Annotated in this window: 13 protein-coding genes; 10 read left to right on the top strand and 3 right to left on the bottom strand. The window is 60.5% G+C overall.

Annotated features, from left to right (window positions below; all coding sequences use genetic code 11):
• Positions 1-81: 81 nt before the first annotated feature.
• The gene (locus CAF87_RS06505) at positions 82-1,800 is read right to left on the bottom strand and encodes a hydrogenase maturation protein (protein ID WP_085730733.1); all 1,719 of its coding nucleotides are present in this window, start codon (positions 1,798-1,800) and stop codon (positions 82-84) included.
• A 298-nt stretch (positions 1,801-2,098) separates the two neighbouring features.
• Between CAF87_RS06505 and CAF87_RS06500 the strand changes: the two genes are divergently transcribed.
• From CAF87_RS06500 to CAF87_RS06455, 10 genes are all read left to right on the top strand, one after another.
• Positions 2,099-2,605: a sigma-70 family RNA polymerase sigma factor gene (locus CAF87_RS06500; protein ID WP_085730734.1), complete on the top strand. Its 507-nt coding sequence runs from the start codon at positions 2,099-2,101 to the stop codon at positions 2,603-2,605.
• On the top strand, positions 2,602-3,552 hold the full coding sequence (locus CAF87_RS06495) for a FecR domain-containing protein (RefSeq protein WP_085730735.1): 951 nt from the start codon (positions 2,602-2,604) through the stop codon (positions 3,550-3,552). The genes CAF87_RS06500 and CAF87_RS06495 overlap by 4 nt, the downstream gene beginning before the upstream one ends.
• Positions 3,553-3,643: 91 nt before the next feature.
• Positions 3,644-6,565 (top strand): TonB-dependent receptor, encoded by a 2,922-nt coding sequence (locus CAF87_RS06490; protein WP_085730736.1) that lies wholly within the window; start codon positions 3,644-3,646, stop codon positions 6,563-6,565.
• 249 nt (positions 6,566-6,814) lie between these two features.
• The gene (locus CAF87_RS06485; protein WP_085731252.1) at positions 6,815-7,306 is read left to right on the top strand and encodes an antitoxin Xre/MbcA/ParS toxin-binding domain-containing protein; all 492 of its coding nucleotides are present in this window, start codon (positions 6,815-6,817) and stop codon (positions 7,304-7,306) included.
• The gene (locus tag CAF87_RS06480; protein ID WP_085730737.1) at positions 7,303-7,806 is read left to right on the top strand and encodes an RES family NAD+ phosphorylase; all 504 of its coding nucleotides are present in this window, start codon (positions 7,303-7,305) and stop codon (positions 7,804-7,806) included. The genes CAF87_RS06485 and CAF87_RS06480 overlap by 4 nt, the downstream gene beginning before the upstream one ends.
• A 116-nt stretch (positions 7,807-7,922) precedes the next feature.
• Positions 7,923-10,577 carry a TonB-dependent receptor gene (locus tag CAF87_RS06475; protein WP_085730738.1) on the top strand — a complete coding sequence of 885 codons (2,655 nt, stop codon included), beginning with the start codon at positions 7,923-7,925 and terminating at the stop codon, positions 10,575-10,577.
• A 114-nt stretch (positions 10,578-10,691) separates the two neighbouring features.
• Positions 10,692-12,542 carry an extracellular solute-binding protein gene (locus CAF87_RS06470; protein ID WP_085730739.1) on the top strand — a complete coding sequence of 617 codons (1,851 nt, stop codon included), beginning with the start codon at positions 10,692-10,694 and terminating at the stop codon, positions 12,540-12,542.
• Positions 12,529-13,593: a microcin C ABC transporter permease YejB gene (locus tag CAF87_RS06465; RefSeq protein WP_085730740.1), complete on the top strand. Its 1,065-nt coding sequence runs from the start codon at positions 12,529-12,531 to the stop codon at positions 13,591-13,593. Before CAF87_RS06470 ends, CAF87_RS06465 begins: the two co-directional genes overlap by 14 nt.
• A complete protein-coding gene (locus CAF87_RS06460; protein ID WP_085730741.1) occupies positions 13,593-14,615 on the top strand; it encodes an ABC transporter permease in 1,023 nt (340 codons plus the stop codon). The genes CAF87_RS06465 and CAF87_RS06460 overlap by 1 nt, the downstream gene beginning before the upstream one ends.
• A gap of 1 nt (position 14,616) precedes the next feature.
• A complete protein-coding gene (locus tag CAF87_RS06455; protein WP_085730742.1) occupies positions 14,617-16,200 on the top strand; it encodes an ABC transporter ATP-binding protein in 1,584 nt (527 codons plus the stop codon).
• A 52-nt stretch (positions 16,201-16,252) separates the two neighbouring features.
• Here the strand turns inward: CAF87_RS06455 and CAF87_RS06450 are convergent, their stop codons facing one another.
• Positions 16,253-16,570 (bottom strand): SCP2 sterol-binding domain-containing protein, encoded by a 318-nt coding sequence (locus CAF87_RS06450; RefSeq protein WP_085730743.1) that lies wholly within the window; start codon positions 16,568-16,570, stop codon positions 16,253-16,255.
• Positions 16,571-16,618: 48 nt separating this feature from the next.
• Positions 16,619-17,329 (bottom strand): histidine phosphatase family protein, encoded by a 711-nt coding sequence (locus CAF87_RS06445; RefSeq protein WP_085730744.1) that lies wholly within the window; start codon positions 17,327-17,329, stop codon positions 16,619-16,621.
• Positions 17,330-17,453: the final 124 nt, after the last annotated feature.

Here is a 17,453-nt window from a genome sequence, read left to right as displayed (position 1 = left end):
CGGGCCGGCGGTTGAGGTGCCGGCATTGTAGGCGCAGGCTCGCGATCGCGTCATCGTGCAATCGCGAGCTTGCATCGGGACTCAACCGGCCAACTCTGCCTCACGCATCCGCGCCCAATCCTCCACCAACCGCGCCGGCGTGCAGCACGTCTTGCGCTTGTAAACAAAATTCCGGCACTTCTCGGAGAACTGATTGCGGTTGTACAGCATGTCTTCCTGCATCTCTTGCAACTCGGTTTCGCGACATTGGCGGATCAGCTCATGATCAACCTGCAGCTTGCGTTTACGCACCGGCGCATACGTCGGATCGGTCAGCACCGAATTGGCTCGTTGCAGCAGCCACAAACCAAACTCGTCCGGGCAGCGCGGGCCGATTTCCTGAACCATGCCCAGTTGCAATGCCTGAGTGGCGCTGACCGGCAGGCAGGCCTGAGTCAGTTGTTCGGCCATGGCGGGGCCGACGGCGCGGGGCAGGCTGTAGGTCCAGTATTCCGAGCCGTACAGGCCCATGCTTTTGTAATGCGGGTTGAGCACGATATCGGCGCGGGCGAACACGATGTCAGCCGCCAGGGCGAGCATCACACCGCCGGCGCCGGCATTACCGGTAACGCCGCTGACCACCAGTTGCCGCGCACTGAGCAATTCTGCGCAGACATCATCGATGGCCTGGATATTGGCCCAGGCTTCGGCGCCCGGATCTTCGGCGGCTTGAATCACGTTCAGGTGCACACCGTTGGAGAAACTGCCGCGTCCACCCTTGATCAACAGCACTTGAGTGTCGCGGGATTTGGCCCAGCGCAGGGCTTCGACCATGCGTTGGCACTGCTCGGTGCTCATGGCGCCGTTGTAGAACTCCAGCGTCAGCTCACCGACCTGCCCGGACTCACGATAGCGGATCGGCTGATATGCCTCATCGCTGAACGGCGCGTTGGCGATCGACCAGTCCAGCACCGGCACGTTCGCCAGTTGTCCGGCCAGCACATGCCGCGCCGGACGCTTGAAGGTTTCTTCACCCGGTTGCGGTTTGCGTCGCAGCGAGCCGATCCACAGGCTGTGATCACCGGTGGCCACCAGCACCGCATCGTCGTGTACCGCGAGGATCTCGCCGGGGATGCCGGTGCGCTGATCGAGGTGCGCGTCGTAGACGTAATACTGACCGCCGGCGAGACTGGCGAGCACGCCAGGCTGGCCGTCCGCCGCGTCTATGCAGCGTTTGATGAATCGCGAGCAGTCGTGCCAGCTGAAGGTGCGATCGTCCTGTTTCATGTTCGGTTGCAGGCAGCCGCGAACCTTGGGATCGGTGTAGTCCAGGGGCACCGGGACGAAGCCGTCGATGAATTTCTCCACCACTTCGCGGATGCAACGGATCGCCGCGTCGCTGACCCGGCCGTTGTACAGCTCGGATTTGCGCAGGCCCGTCGGCAGGTTGAATTCGCAGGTGGCCCAGACCGGGCCGGCATCCATTTCTTCCACCGCTTGCAGGGCGGTCACGCCCCAGGACGGCAGTTCACGCATGATCGCCCAGTCCAGCGCGCTGGCGCCGCGATCACCGACGATGCCGGGGTGAATGATCACCACAGGACGTTGCGGATTGCTCCACAGCGCATGGGGAACACGATCCTTGAGGAACGGGCAGATCACCAGGTCGGCGCCGCTGTTTTCGATCTGTTCGCAGACGGCGGTTTCGTCGGTGAACAATACGACGCTGGGCGAATGACCCGCTTGACGCAGGTCCAGCCAGGCACGTTGAGTCAGACCGTTGAACGCCGACGACAAAAGAATGATGTTGAGTGATCGCATGATTGCTCTTCCTTGAAGGGTCAGCCGCAGGCTCTCGGTGAGCCGTCCGTGGCTATCGATGGAGGCGCAAGGTTAGAGACTGGCGTGGCCGGCGCCACTGATCGAGATCAACGTTGTGTCAGCCAATGTTGCCGTGGCGACAAAGCGTCTTATGCTCAATGGTTTGCATCTCCTGTTTTTTTATTACTTCAAATGTCCGCGACGCTATTGCACAGTCGCAGCCCTGATCAACGCCGGACGATCCCGGCGTATCCATGGATTTTCGCAGCGGGTGGAGCCCGTTTTCAGGGAGTAAGGCATGGGGAGTCACAACCCGCATTACCAGGTCATCGGGCAAATGTTCCAAAAGGACTACCGATGGTTATGCTCCGCAGTCAGCCGTACCCTCGGCTGCCCGCACAGCGCACAGGACATTGCTTCGGAAACCTTTCTGCGGGTGCTGGCATTGCCTGACCCGCTGGCGATTCGCGAACCCCGCGCGCTGTTGACTACGATAGCGCGGCGGTTGGTCTATGAAGGCTGGCGCCGACAGGATCTCGAGCGCGCCTATCTGCAAAGCCTGGCCCTGGCGCCAGAGCCGGTGCATCCGTCACCCGAAGAACGGGCGTTGGTGATCGAAACGTTGCTGGCGGTGGATCGCTTGCTCAGCGGTCTGTCGGCCAAGGCCAAGGCTGCGTTTCTCTATCACCAGCTCGATGGCCTGACCTATAGCGAAATCGGCGAACGCCTTGGCGTCTCCACCAGTCGCGTGCAGCAGTACATGGTCGAAGCCTTCAAACGTTGCTATCAGGCGATGCAGGTATGAGACCGGACGAAACGCTGATCGACGAAGCAGCTCAATGGATGGCGCTGTTGCAATCGGGGGATGTCAGCCTACAGGAGCGCGCAGCTTTCGACGCCTGGCGTGCGGCGGATCCACGGCATCAGCAGATCATCGAGCAGATGGGCGGCGGGCTGAGTCTGTTGCATCATTCGAATCTGCGCGGCTTGCCCCGTGAGAGTGTGCTGCACAGCCTGAATGCGCCTTCCAGCAGTCGCCGCCGATTCATCAGCGGCAGCCTGAGCGTGCTCGGCCTCGCGGTGCTGGCCGGGTTGCTCGGGCGACGTTTTGGCTGGTTGCCCGAGGCCGGCGAGTTGTCGACCGGAACAGGCGAGCGACGTGAATTCGCCTTGGAGGATGGCAGCACCCTGACGCTGAACGCCCGCAGCCGCGTGGTGCCGCGATTCGACAGTGCAGAGCGTCTGCTGGCCTTGCGCAGCGGTGAACTGCTGATCGATGTGGCGAGAAATCCGGCCCGGCCGTTTGTGGTCGAAACCGAACACGGGCGGATGCGCGCCCTCGGTACGAAATTCCTGGTGCAGCGTGGTGAAGATTCGACGCGGCTGGTGATGCTGCACTCGCAAGTCGAAGTGGTCACTGCCAGCGGCGCGCGGCAAGTGGTGGGGGCGGGCGAAAGTCTGCTGTTCAACGAACGGGAAATCCTCGCTCTGGAACGCAGCAAAGGACAGGAAAGCGCCTGGGTACAAGGGCGACTCGAAGTGCGCGACCGCCCCTTGAGCGAAGTCATCGACAGCCTGCGCAGTTACCGTCGCGGGATTCTGTACCTGAGCCCCGACGTCGCCGGTCTGCGCCTCAGCGGCCTCTATCCGCTGGACGACAGTGACCGAACATTGCAGTTGCTCGAACGCTCGCTGCCGATTCGCGTGACCTGGCACAACTCCTACTGGGTGAGCATCGAAGCACGGTTATAAAACCATAACTTCCTGGTCTATCCGCGACCCTATAAAAAGCGCCGGCCCGCTGCTCATTCCCTGCAGACGCCTTCAACAGGGAAGCCCCTCGATGTTCTCATTCAAACAACAATCAACCCGCCTGACGCTGGCCGCCGCGCTGGCGATGGGCATCGTTCCTTCGGCCGTTCTGGCGCAAGACACGGCGGCTCAGGTCTTCACCTTCGACATTGCTGCGGGTCCACTCGATGAGGTGCTGTTGGACATTTCGCGGCAGACCGGCGTACCGATTTCCTTCAGCCAGAATCTGGTCCAGGGCAAGCGCAGCAATGCGGTGCGCGGTGCGTTGGGTGGCCGGCAGGCGGTGGAGAAGGCGTTGCTCGGCAGCGGTCTGCAAGTCGATCAGGGCACTCAAGGGTTGAGCATTCGCCAGGCCGATGCGCCAGGCGCCGCACCGGTCAAGGCCGCCGTCGTGGTGCCCGCCAACAGTGCCGATTACCGCATGGAAAAGGTCACGGTCACCGGCTCGCGCATCGCCCGCGCCCAGTCCGATGGGGCGACACCGGTCAACGTCATCACCCACGAAGAAATGGAAGCGCGGGGCTACAAGAACGTCTATGACGCGCTCGCCACGCAAACCCAGAACACCGGCATGACCCAGGGCGAAGACTACGGCAACACCTGGCAGCCGGCCGCCAGCGCCCTCAACCTGCGCGGACTTGGCCCCAACCACACGCTGGTGCTGATCAATGGCCGGCGGGTCGCCGATTACCCGACGCCGTACGACGGCAAGGTCAACTTCACCAACCTTGCGAACATTCCGTCGGCGATCATCGACCGCATCGAAATCCTCAGCAGCGGCGCCTCGGCGATCTACGGTTCGGATGCGATTGCCGGGGTGGTGAACATCATCCTCAAGGACAAAATGAATGGCGTCGACGTCAACCTCAAGGGCGGCACCAGCGAGCGCGGCGGCGGTGACAACCAACGCTTGCAGATCAGCGGCGGCGGCAGTTGGGGCGACTTCGATGGTTTGTTCGGACTTGAGCTGACCAATCGTGATCCGATCTGGGCTGATGACCGAGGTTTCATGCAGAGCGGGCCGCTGGCAGATGTCGGTTACCGTCGCGACCTGAGCAACAACCGTTATCTGGGACCGGGCTGCGGCGCCTACCAAGGCACGTTCGACAACAAGTTGTTCAACAGCGGCGGGCGCTGCCGCACCGACCAGATGTACAACGATTACTGGACGATCCAGACGCAAAAGGAAAACTACGACGGCTACACCCGCGGCACCTGGCATTTCAGCGACAGCGGTCAGGTGTTCGCCGATCTGATGTATGGCCTCGATCACATCCAGAACAACACCCGTGGCCCGTCCTTCACGTCGCCGGACTTCATCAACCAGAACAGCGGCAATCTGGAACGTTGGTATCGGCGTTTCGGCGAAGAGGAAATCGGCGGGCGCACCAGCAACAACAGCAAGTGGCGCGATACGTCATGGACAGGAACCCTCGGGCTGTCGGACAAGATCGCCGACACTGGCTGGCGGTATGACTTGGCGGCCAACCGCTCGGAATACAAAAGCGTGCGCACCACACGCTATACGCCGCTGTCGTCGATCCAGGACTTTTACCTCGGCCCGCAGCTCGGTACACGCGGCGGCTACCCGGTATTTTCCCCAGACGCCTCGCGTCTCGACCGGCCGTTGACGCCACAGGAATGGGAGCAGTTTCGCGGCAACCTGACGCAGAGCAGCAAGTCGGTGTCCACCAGCTACAACGCCTCGGTCAATGGCGATCTGTTTGACCTGCCGGCCGGCCCGGTTGGATTTGCTGGCGTACTGGAAGCAGGCAAACAGCAATACCGCATCGATCCGGACGACAGCCTCAACGATGGCAGTTTTTATGGCGTGACCCCGGCGCAAAGCTCCGGCGGTTCGCGCAAGCGATACGCGGCGGGTGGCGAGTTCAGCATTCCAGTCACTGACACGGTGCTGGCGACAGCGGCGGGGCGCTGGGACCAATACAAGTTCAGTGGCCGCACCGAGCAGCAGAAAACCTACAACCTTGGCCTGGAATGGCGGCCGATCACCAGCCTGTTGTTGCGCGGCAGCTACGGCACCAGTTTCCGAGCGCCCGACCTGAACTACATCTACCAGTCCGACAGCAACGGCTACTACCCGGCGCAGATTGATTACTACGGTTGCAGCCAGGGCGTGGAAGGCGCCTGTGATCGCGGGCGTGTCGATTACACCCAGAGCGGCACGGCGGATCTGGCATCCGAACGCGGAAAGTCCTGGACCTACGGCTTTGTCTGGTCGCCGTCGCGCAACTTCGACTTCTCCACCGACTTCTGGCGCGTGGAAATCGATGACCTGCTGACCACCGTCGACGAAAACCGCCTGTTGCAGGAAGAGAACGAATGCCGCAACGGCACTCAGGACATCAACTCGGCCAACTGTCAGTCCACTCTGGCACGCGTCGATCGTAATCCCGGCAATGCCGCCATCGATCCCAATCAGTTGCAGCGAGTACGGGTCAATGCGATCAACGCCGCCAGCGAGCGGGTCAGCGGTCTGGACTTCAAGAGCAACATTCGCTGGGGCGCCGGGCAGTACGGTGCGTTCAGTTCGGCGCTGGGCTACACCCTGGTGCTATCGCATTTCTACAAGGAATCGGACGAAGCTCCGACCCAGGACTTGCGCACTTCGCGCAGCAACTACGACTGGCGCAGCAAGGTCAATGCCAGCCTGACCTGGGATTACCAGAAGGCCACGGCGACCCTGATGGGCATCCGTTATGGCTCCGTCACCAACGGCGCGGGCGACGGGCGTCTGTCACCGTGGACAGTGTTCAATGCCAGTGCGCGCTATCGCTTGAACGACCGGGCGAGTGTCGGACTGACCGTCAACAACCTGCTCAATCAGGTCAAACATGACGACTCGGCCGGCTGGCCGTATTACCCCACCGGCAACTACGACCCGTATGGGCGGCAGTGGTGGCTGGATGTGAGTTATCACTTCGGGGGATGAGACTTTTCCTCGGGAACGTCCTACGGAAACAAGCTGGTTTTGCGTGAAAACGGGGATATTTCCGACGACTTTTTCAGGTTGGTCGTCGGAAGCGTGATCTATAGCATCGGCTGTGACATTGAAGTCGTACACGGCCTGGACGTTCAGGCCTCTGATAATGGATGGATCATGCGTACTGCACACCTCGAATACGAAACGCCTGCTTATTCCACCTGCCATCAATGGCGCGTTGATCGTGCCAGATGTCCCATGGAGGACGTCGTGTTGCCCAGTGCAAAAGTACCCCGGTTGACGGGCTTGAAGAAGGTTGTGGGCAAGCCTGTCGAATTGCTCGTGCATGGCCGGAACATTGGTGATGACGCCATGCTGATCGTTCACCTCACGGATGAAGGCTTTGAGTTGAACGACGTCGTCGACATGCTTTCAACGTCTGAGCTTTATCAGCAAGGTGACGTGGTCAAACTCATCACTGGTATGTCGGTCAGAACGGTACGGCGGCTGCTGAAGGAAGGAAAACCGGTACGGCTTGACCCGCAGCAGAGTGTCATCGCCTACCAATATGCATTGGTGCTGGAGTTGGGCATTCGGGCCTTCGGAGGGCAATCACGGGCGGAGGACTGGATGCAGAAACCCTCTACCTATTTTAACGGTCGCGTGCCGCTGGAATTGACCCTGCATCCATTGGGTTTTCAGATGGTGGAGCAGTATCTGGGGCAACTGATCTATGGGGTTTACCCATGAACCCCTTGCCGTGGGACAAACATTGGTATGCATGGCGGCTTGATCGCGAGGTTTACGGAGGTACGTGGGACAGCGGGATCGGATCGAGGCTGAAAGGCGGTCGATGGAATATACCCGGACGACGCGTCGTCTACGCGTCAGTCGATCCGTCGTCGGCCATTCTGGAGGTGGCAGCCAACCGCAGTTTCGATGCTCTGGACCGCGAGCCTTATGTTTTGACGTGTTTCGAAGTCATCAACAATGCGAAGGTAAAAATCGTGCAGCCTGAAGAGGTGCCGAACCCTTACTGGCTCAGCCCTGCACGGCCGTCACCCAATCAGCGATTGTTTGCCGACGCTTTACTGGCTGAACATCCGTTTGTACTGATTCCCTCGGTGGCAACCCGGCATTCGTGGAACTTGCTGGTGAGCTGCGATCTGGCGGAGGGGCAGTTCAGGATGGTTTCTCAGGAACGATTTGGACTGGATACCCGGTTACTGAAGGAAATGGTTTTGAGCTGATGAGCTGGCTTGTCTATTTGCATAACCTCATCACCCAACGGTCTAAACCGCGCCCTATAAATCCCTTCATGCCATCGCACATCCCTGCATAAACCAAAACGCAGGGATGGCTTTTCATGATTCATTTTTCACCCGTTAAATCCCCTTTGAGCCTGGCCTTGCTGCTGGCAATCAACACGTTGCCGACCATCGCTGCCGAAAGCAGTGCCACAGAACCGACGACCCAATTGCAACGGGTCGAAGTCACCGGCACCGCGATCCGCCGGGTCGATGCCGAAACGGCGGTACCGGTCACGATCCTTCGGGTGGAGGAACTGCAGAAGCAAGGTGTGACGACGACTGAAGAACTGGTCAACCGGATCTCTGCCAACCAGTCGTCCGTAGGTTCCGGGCGTTCGGTGGGGTCGAGCAGTGGCGGGGCGTCTTATGCCGACTTGCGAGGCATTGGCCCGAACAAGACGCTGGTGCTGCTCAACGGGCGCCGCTTGAGCAACAACGCGACCAACGCCATCAATGGCTCCGGTGTGGACCTCAACACCATCCCGTTCGCCGCCATCGACCGGGTCGAAGTGCTGCGCGATGGGGCTTCAGCGTTGTATGGCACCGATGCCATCGGTGGGGTGATCAACTTCATCACCAAGACCAGCCTCACCGAAGGTCAGATCAGCACGAGTTACGACACGCCGACTCATTCCGGCGGCGGTGAAAGCCGTAACTTCAGCGGCAGTTGGGGCTTCGGTGATTTGCAGGACGATCGCTTCAACGTCTTCGGCGTTGTGAGTTACGACAAGCAGCAACGCCTGGCCGCCGAAGATCGTGCCTATACCTACAACTATCAGCCGGGGCGAGGGCTCGATTACACCTCCGGCACGGCGTCGCCCGCCAACTGGAGCCAGGGCAGCAACGCTACCAATCCATTGGCCGGTTCCGGTTGCAATGCACCGGGTCTGCTGTCACGTAACGGTATCTGCCGCCAGAGTCTGTGGAATTACCTCGATCTGGTCCCGGAAACCGAAAAGACCTCGGCCTTCGCCAAAGCCACCGGCAAGCTGTCGGACGATCACAACGTCAGCCTCGAATACTTCTGGGCGCGCAATGAAAACCGCACACAGATCGGACCCGGCACCCTGATGGGTAATCAGGTCAATCCTGGTACGGCATTTTATCCGGGCAATGGCATCACCCCCGGGCCGAGCGGTTTTGCCCTTGATTCAACGCAACCGGTGGACGTGAACTGGCGCGAAACTGCGGTCGGTGCCCGCCGTCACGAAGACGACAACACCGGTCAGCGCCTGCTGTTGAGTTTCGACGGCACGCTGGTTGGGTGGGATTACAACCTTGGCGCTTCGTACAACCAGAACAAAGTGGTCAACACGATCCGCAGTGGCTACGTGAACGACCGCGCCGTAAGCCAAGGGATCGCCAATGGCGTGATTAACCCGTTCGGGCCGCAGACGGCTGCCGGTTCGGCATTGCTGGCGGCCAACGCGGTGGACGGCGATTACGCAACTGCCGTGGGTCGGGTGAAGGCGATTGACGGCCGTGTCAGCCGCGAGATCGGCGACTGGTTCGGCGCCGGTCCATCGGCATTGGCGCTGGGCGGCGAATACCGCAAGGAAGACTTCCATCAGGACTTCGCTGCGTTTGCCGGTGATGTGCAGAGTCTCGGCGTGGACCCCAACGGCAGCGTGTCAGGGGATCGCAGCGTCTCGGCGCAATATGCCGAGGTCAATGTCCCGGTACTCGATAGCCTGGAATTGTCCGCCGCCGTGCGACACGACAAGTACAGCGATTTCGGAAGCACGACCAACCCGAAATACTCGTTCCGTTTCCAGCCGTTCAAGGAACTGGTGGTACGCGGCGCGTACAGCGAAGGTTTCCGCGCACCGTCGCTGTATGAACTCTATAACCCGAATTTCACCACCTTCACCAACGCCAACTACAACGACCCGCGCCTGTGTGCCGGTGGCAATCCGAGCAACGGCGGCATTGCCAACCGCGACTGTGCCCAGCAGTTCAACCGGACCACGGGCGGCAACACGGACCTGAGCCCGGAAACCGCGCGCAACGTCACCGTCGGTTTTGTTTATCAGCCGTTCGATCGCCTGACCACCGGGCTGGATTTCTGGTGGATCAGCATCGCCAACCAGATCGCCGAATTCCCCGAATCGGCGGTTTTCGAGAACCCGGAACTGTATCCGGAACGTTTGATCCGCAAGCCTGACGGCTCCATCGATCACGTCGTTACCGGCTTGGCCAACCTTGGCAAGATCAAGACCAACGGCGTCGACGTGAGCTTCGACTATCGCCTGCCGAGCACTTCCTTCGGTGATTTCGGCATCGGCCTGCAAGGGACCTATGTCAGCCGTTATGAGTATCAGCAGCAGCTCAAGGGCGATTTCATCGACAAGCTTGGAGATTTTCGCGGGGGGGACTTCGCGTCGGCCGGCGCAGTGGCCCGCTGGCGCCACAGCCTGACTGGCAGTTGGAACTACGGCCCGTTTGGCGCGAGTCTGACCAACCGCTACACCAGCGGTTATCACGACTCGGACCGCGAGAGCCACGATTACGTTGGCTCCTACAACGTCTGGGACATGGCCGGCACCTACACCTGGCGCAAGACCCTGGCGGTGACGCTGGGGGTGAAAAACCTGTTCGATCGCGAGCCGCCATTCAGTAACCAGACCTACACGTTTCAGAGCGGCTACGACCCGAAATACGGCGACCCGTTCGGGCGAACGCTGTACACGCGGCTCAACTACAAGTTCTGAGAACGACCAGACATGGCCGGTTTTAGTAACCCATCGTTCTAAAACCGGCCCTATAAAAAATGCCGGCCTGTTGCACAAAACAATCAGGCAGGCACGCGGTTAAAGGATCTGCCCATGTTTTCCAGACTCACTTTACTGGGCGTATGTCTTCTGCTGAGCCCGGCGATATTTGCTCAGCCTCAGCATGCCCTCACGGTCTACGGCGAAGCCCCGAAGTACGCCCCGGACTTTCAGCACCTGGCCTACGCCAATCCCGATGCGCCCAAGGGCGGCAGCTTGCGGCGTTCTTCGCTGGAAAGCGGTCCGTTCGATCACCTGATTCCCTACATCGACAAAGGCACCGGGGTCGCGGAAATCGACGGTTGGCTTTATGCGCCGCTGGCTTATCGCAGCAAGGATGAACCCTACAGCGTCTACGGTCTGGTGGCGCAGCGGATGGAGCTGGATGCGGATCGACGCTGGGTACGTTTCTATCTCAATCCAGAGGCGCGTTTTGAAGACAGTACGCCAATCACCGCCGAGGACGTGCGCTACACCTTCGAACTGTTTACCACTCAGGGCAGCCTGAAGTACCGACAGCAGTTTCGCGATGTCGCCGAGGTGCAGGTCGAATCGCCAACCCAGGTGCGCTTCGTCTTCAAGAATAACGAAACCCGCACCTTGCCGCTGGATCTGGCGGTGCTGCCCGTGCTGCCCGAGCACTGGTGGCGCACGCGGGACTTTGCCGAAGGCGCCGGTTTCGAGATTCCGCCCGGCAGCGGCCCTTATAGGGTCAGTGCGGTGGATGCCGGTCGCAGTGTGAAATTCCAGCGGGTTCAGGACTGGTGGGGCAAGGATCTGCCGGTCAGCCGCGGGCTCTATAACTTCGATCAGTTGAGTGTGGAGTTCTTCGCCGACACCGACGTGTCGCGACAAGTACTCAAGGCTGGCGGCTTCGATTACAACCGCGAATTCTCCGCCACCAGTTACACTATCGGTTATGCCGGCGCAGCGCTGGAGCAGGGCAAGTTGTTGCGTGAACACCTCGCACCCGGCGCGGCTCAAGGGACTCAGGGTTTCGTCTTCAACCTGCAGAAACCGATGTTTCAGGATCGCCGTGTGCGGCAGGCGATTGCCATGCTCTGGGATTTCGAATGGAGCAACCGGCAGATGATGCGCAGCATGTACCTGCGCCAGCGCAGTTTTTTTTCCCATAGCGCGCTGTCGGCCACGCAATTGCCGGACGCCGAAGAGTTGAAGATCCTCGAACCCTGGCGCGGCAAGATCCCCGATGAAGTGTTCAGCCAGGTATTCGAAGCGCCGCGTACCGACGGTAGCGGCAACATTCGCGCGCAACAGTTGCAGGCGTTGAAACTGCTGGAGGCCGCCGGCTGGAAACCCCATGGCGATCAACTGGTCAACGCTGCCGGCGAGCCGCTGCAATTCACTTTTCTCAACGGCCAGAAAGGCTTCGAGCGTTTGCTGTTGCCGTTCAAACGCAACCTTGCGCAGATCGGCATCGGTTTCGATATCCGTCAGGTCGACACCGCGCAATACACCAACCGCGTGCGCAGTCGCGACTACGACATGATCGTCGTCGGTTACCCGGTGAGTCAGGCGCCGGGCCGTGAAATGTTCAATTACTTCGGTTCCGACGGTGCCGATGATCCGGGCTCCAACAACTATATGGTGCTGCGCGATCCGGCGGTGGATGCGTTGCTCGAAGGCGTGGTGCAGGCCGACAGCCGTGAAAGTCTCTTGCGCCATGCCCGTGCGCTGGATCGGGTGCTGCAGTGGGGCTACTACTGGATTCCCAACTATTACCCGCCGGGCATTTCCACTGTGTGGTGGAACCGTTTCGGCCGGCCGGCAATTGCACCGCTGTATGACGCCGGCCTCGACACCTGGTGGGAAATCAGTTCCACGGCGTTGACCGCCACTCAGGCGCAAAAACAGCAAAAGGAGTTCGCCCATGTGGGGTTATAGCTTGCGGCGCCTGCTGCTGATCGTGCCGACCCTGTTGGCGATTCTGCTGGTGAACTTCGTGATCGTACAGGCTGCGCCCGGAGGTCCCGTGGAGCAGGCCATCGCCCGTCTGCAGGGAATCGGTGTCGGCGGGGCGGTAGGCGCAAGCCATGTCGAAACCATCGGCGGCGAGTCCCGCGCGAGCCGTGGCCTGGACCCGAAACTGGTGGCCGATATCGAGCGCCAGTACGGTTTCGACAAGCCCGCCAGCGAGCGCCTGTGGCTGATGCTCAAAAGCTACGCGCAACTGGACTTCGGCAAGAGTTTCTTCCGAGGTGCGACGGTCACTGAACTGATCTGGCGGAAACTCCCGGTGACCTTGTCGCTGGGGCTGTGGGCGACGTTGATCACCTATCTGGTGTCGATCCCGCTGGGCATTCGCAAGGCTGTGCACAACGGATCGGCGTTCGATGTCTGGAGCAGCGCGGCGATCATCATCGGTTATGCGATGCCCGGTTTTCTGTTCGCCCTGCTGTTGATCGTGGTGTTTGCCGGCGGCACCGCGCTGGACTGGTTTCCGGTGCGAGGTCTGGTTTCGGACAACTTCGCCGAGCTGACGCTGTGGGGCAAGGTGGCGGATTACTTCTGGCATCTGGTATTGCCGGTCAGTGCGCTGGTGATCGGCGGGTTCGCGACCCTGACGATCCTGACCAAGAACAGTTTTCTCAACGAAATCTCGCGGCTGTATGTGGTCACGGCCCGAGCCAAGGGGCTGAGCGAGCGGCAGGTGTTGTACGGCCATGTGTTTCGCAATGCGATGCTGCTGGTGGTCGCCGGGTTGCCCCAGGCACTGGTGACGGTGTTTTTCGGCGGCTCGCTGCTGATCGAGGTGATCTTCTCCCTCGACGGCCTCGGACGCCTGAGCTACGAAGCGGCGGTGTCGCGGGATTACCCGGTGGTGTTCGGTTCGCTGTTCATCTTCACCCTGTTCGGGCTCTTGATAAAACTGCTGGGCGACCTGTGCTACACGCTGGTCGATCCGCGTATCGACTTTACGGCGAGGGCTGCCTGATGCTGACACTTTCTCCCATCGGGCAGCGCCGTTGGGCGCGCTTCAAGGCTCATCGTCGCGGCTGGTGGTCATTGTGGCTGTTTCTCGCACTCTTCGGATTGAGCCTTGGAGGTGAACTGGTCGCCAACGACAAACCGCTGCTGGTGACGTTTCAAGGTGAATGGTATTTCCCGGCCTTCAAGCGTTACACCGAGCAGGATTTCGGCGGCGAGCTGTCATTTCAACCGGACTATCGCAGCGCCCAGGTGCGCGAGCTGATCAAGGGGCAGGGCGGGCGAATGTGGTTTGCGCCTATCCCGTTCGGTTTCGACACGGTCAATTACGACCTCACGGAACCGGCACCGAGCCCGCCCTCTGGCGAGAACTGGCTGGGTACCGATGATCAGGCGCGGGATGTACTGGCGCGGGTGATTTTCGGCACGCGGGTGTCGCTGCTGTTTGCCTTGGCACTGACCGCCACCAGTGCGCTTATCGGCATCGCCGCCGGCGCGTTGCAAGGCTATTACGGCGGTTGGGTCGATCTGCTCGGGCAGCGTTTGCTGGAGGTCTGGTCGGGGCTGCCGGTGCTGTATCTGCTGATCATTCTGTCCGGGTTCGTCGAGCCGAATTTCTGGTGGCTGCTGGGGATCATGGCGCTGTTTTCCTGGCTGAGCCTGGTGGACGTGGTGCGTGCCGAGTTCCTGCGCAGTCGAGGTCTGGAGTATGTGAAAGCCGCGCGGGCGCTGGGTGTCGGCAATGCGCAGGTGATCGTGCGGCACATTCTGCCCAACGCCATGAGTGCGACGCTGACGTACCTGCCGTTCATTCTTACCGGGGCGATTGCGACCTTGTCGGCACTGGACTTTCTCGGCTTCGGCATGCCGGCGGGCAGCGCTTCGCTGGGTGAGTTGATCGGTCAGGGCAAGACCAATCTGCAAGCGCCATGGCTGGGCCTGACGGCGTTCTTTGCGCTTGCGCTGATTCTTTCATTGCTCGTGTTCATCGGCGAAGCCTGCCGTGATGCCTTCGACCCGAGGACTTGATATGCGTGAACATCTGATCGAAATACGCGACCTGCGCGTGGCGTTCAAAGGCCAGGAAGTGGTCCACGGCATCGACCTCGACATCCGCCCGGGTGAGTGCCTGGCGCTGGTGGGCGAGTCCGGTTCCGGCAAGTCGGTGACGGCCCACAGCATCCTGCAATTGCTTGATCCGAACATTACGCAGATTGATGGCAGCATCCGCTATGAGGGTGAAGAGTTGCTTGGCGTGCATGAGCGCTATCTGCGGCAATTGCGCGGCAACCGGATCGCGATGATCTTTCAGGAACCGATGAGTTCGCTGAACCCGCTGCACAGCATCGAGCGGCAACTGGGCGAAAGCCTTGCATTGCACAAGGGGCTTGCGGGCGCGGCGGCGCGCAGACGGATTCTGGAGCTTTTGGACCTTGTGGGCATTCAACGCCCCCACGAACGCTTGAAGGCTTACCCCCATCAGCTCTCAGGCGGGCAACGGCAACGGGTGATGATCGCCATGGCGCTGGCCTGCGAGCCGCAGCTGCTGATCGCCGACGAGCCGACCACTGCCCTCGACGTTACCGTGCAACGCAAGATCCTGCTGTTACTCAAGTATCTGCAACAACGACTGGGCATGGCGCTGCTGATCATCAGTCATGACTTGAATCTGGTGCGCACCATCGCCCAGCGGGTGGCAGTGATGCGCGCCGGCGAGATCGTCGAACAAGCAACTTGCGAGCAGTTATTCCGGGCGCCGCAGCATCCCTACAGCATCGAACTGCTCAACGCCGAACCCGGCGGCGAGGCGCTGCAAAGGGGCGGTGCGGAGGATCTGCTGCAAGTGCGCGATCTCAATGTGCGCTTCCGGCTCGGTGGTGGCTGGCTGCGCCGCAAGTCTTGGCTGCACGCGGTCAATGGCATTGATCTGAGCCTGCAACGTGGCCGGACCCTGGGAATCGTCGGTGAATCCGGTTCGGGAAAATCCACCCTCGGGCAGGCGATCCTGCGCCTGATCGATGCCGAGGGCAGTATCCGCTTCGAGGGTGAAGCGCTGGAACATTTGAGCGGCAAACAACTGCGGCCGCTGCGCAAGCGCCTGCAAGTGGTGTTTCAGGACCCGTTCGGCAGCCTCAGTCCGCGCTTGTGCGTGGAGCAGATCATCGCCGAAGGTTTGCAGGTTCACAGTGACTTGAACGCGCAGGAGCGCGAGCAGGCCGTGATCGATGTGTTACGGGACGTAGGACTCGACCCGGCGACACGTCATCGCTATCCCCACGAGTTTTCCGGGGGGCAGCGGCAACGCATAGCCATCGCTCGGGCGCTGGTGCTCAAGCCGGATTTGATTCTGCTGGACGAACCCACTTCGGCACTGGATCGCACGGTGCAGAAACAGATCGTTGCGCTGTTGCGTCGGTTACAGCAGGAACACGGGCTGACGTATTTGTTCATAAGCCATGACCTGGCAGTAGTGCGGGCGCTGGCCCACGACCTGATCGTGATGAAGGATGGCGAGGTGGTGGAGCGAGGGGAGACGGACGAGTTGTTCGGCTCGGCGAAACATCCATATACGCGGGAGTTGCTGGCGGCATCGTTTGCCGGTTCGAACGCCTGAAACGACAAATCCCGCCACAGGGGCGGGATTTGTTTGCAGACTGGCTGCAGTCTTACGCCGGGAACAGCTCGGACAGTTTCATCGACAGCATCATGTCGCCTTCAACGCGCAGCTTGCCGCCCATGAAGGCTTGCATGCCGTCGGTTTCGCCGCTGACGATGCCTTTCAGGGTTTCGCTGTCCAGCACGAGCGTGCAGTTGGCGTCGGCGTTTTCGCCTTCCTGGATGTCGCAAGTGCCGTCTTTGACGATCAGGGCGTAGTGCTTGTCTTCGTCAGTGATGTTGAAACCGAAGATCAGATCCAGACCGGCAGCAGCGGCTGGGTTGAACTTGGCTTGCATTGCTTTTACGGCATCAGCTACGGAGGTCATGGTTCGATCCTTTTTGGTTGATTGCAGCAGGGTCACAGTAATCCGGACTCAGCGAAAAGTGATGAGTTCCGGGGCCTTCAGCAGTTGCAGGTGTGCATGACTGTTGAAGGAAGCCAGAGCCACCTCGCGACCGCGGTACTTCAGCTGGTTGAGCGAGGTGTTGACGATTTGCCAGTTCAGCTCAAAGGCCTGGCGTGCAGGCATTTGCGTAATCAGGTGGAGCAGGGCGGTGATGGTGCCGCCCGAGGTGAAGACCGCGATTTTCTGGGTGTTATCGGCTTGATCGAGTATGCGGTTCAGGCCGGCCTGGACCCGCTCGACAAAACCAAGCCAGCTTTCCAGCCCCGGTGTGTCGTAGGTGCCGGCCAGCCAGCGCTCGATGATCAGGGCGAAGATGCGCTGAAACTCACCACGGTTCTGAGCGGCATTGCGCAGGATTTCCAGTGCTTCGGGTTCTTCGGGCAGCATGGCCGGGAGCAGGGCGCGAATCACTGCGTCGGCGTCGAACTCGTTGAAGGCCGAATCGATTTCCACGGCGGGGACCGGCAGACCGAAAGCGGCGAACTGTTCCAGCGCGCTGTTGGCCGTGTGCTGCTGACGGCGCAGGTCACCGGACAGACAACGGTCGAAGCTGACGCCGAGTTCGGCGAGGTGGCGGCCGAGGATCTCTGCCTGGCGTACACCGGTCGGCGACAGGACGTCATAGTCGTCTGCACCGAAGGAGGCCTGGCCATGTCGAATCAAGTAGATGCTGCCCACGTCCGCGTCATCCCGGTACGTTGAAGGTTGTGGCGAGGTTATGGGGATGGCGTAGAGCTGTCAATGAAAAAACATACGCTTGTTTGAAATGCCCGTTACAGGGCTGTTTCCAGAGGTTTCACGG

The sequence above is a fragment of the Pseudomonas sp. R38(2017) genome (assembly GCF_002112395.1).
In the GTDB taxonomy this organism is placed as follows: domain Bacteria; phylum Pseudomonadota; class Gammaproteobacteria; order Pseudomonadales; family Pseudomonadaceae; genus Aquipseudomonas.
The sequence above is the reverse complement of the archived record's forward strand: the minus strand, read 5'-3'. Positions and strand labels throughout refer to the sequence as shown.

Coding starts and splice junctions, on each gene's coding strand:
- CAF87_RS06505 (WP_085730733.1), bottom strand. CDS start 1,800: ATGCGATCACTCAACATCATTCTTTTGTCGTCGGCGTTCAACGGTCTG.
- CAF87_RS06500 (WP_085730734.1), top strand. CDS start 2,099: ATGGGGAGTCACAACCCGCATTACCAGGTCATCGGGCAAATGTTCCAA.
- CAF87_RS06495 (WP_085730735.1), top strand. CDS start 2,602: ATGAGACCGGACGAAACGCTGATCGACGAAGCAGCTCAATGGATGGCG.
- CAF87_RS06490 (WP_085730736.1), top strand. CDS start 3,644: ATGTTCTCATTCAAACAACAATCAACCCGCCTGACGCTGGCCGCCGCG.
- CAF87_RS06485 (WP_085731252.1), top strand. CDS start 6,815: ATGGAGGACGTCGTGTTGCCCAGTGCAAAAGTACCCCGGTTGACGGGC.
- CAF87_RS06480 (WP_085730737.1), top strand. CDS start 7,303: ATGAACCCCTTGCCGTGGGACAAACATTGGTATGCATGGCGGCTTGAT.
- CAF87_RS06475 (WP_085730738.1), top strand. CDS start 7,923: ATGATTCATTTTTCACCCGTTAAATCCCCTTTGAGCCTGGCCTTGCTG.
- CAF87_RS06470 (WP_085730739.1), top strand. CDS start 10,692: ATGTTTTCCAGACTCACTTTACTGGGCGTATGTCTTCTGCTGAGCCCG.
- CAF87_RS06465 (WP_085730740.1), top strand. CDS start 12,529: ATGTGGGGTTATAGCTTGCGGCGCCTGCTGCTGATCGTGCCGACCCTG.
- CAF87_RS06460 (WP_085730741.1), top strand. CDS start 13,593: ATGCTGACACTTTCTCCCATCGGGCAGCGCCGTTGGGCGCGCTTCAAG.
- CAF87_RS06455 (WP_085730742.1), top strand. CDS start 14,617: ATGCGTGAACATCTGATCGAAATACGCGACCTGCGCGTGGCGTTCAAA.
- CAF87_RS06450 (WP_085730743.1), bottom strand. CDS start 16,570: ATGACCTCCGTAGCTGATGCCGTAAAAGCAATGCAAGCCAAGTTCAAC.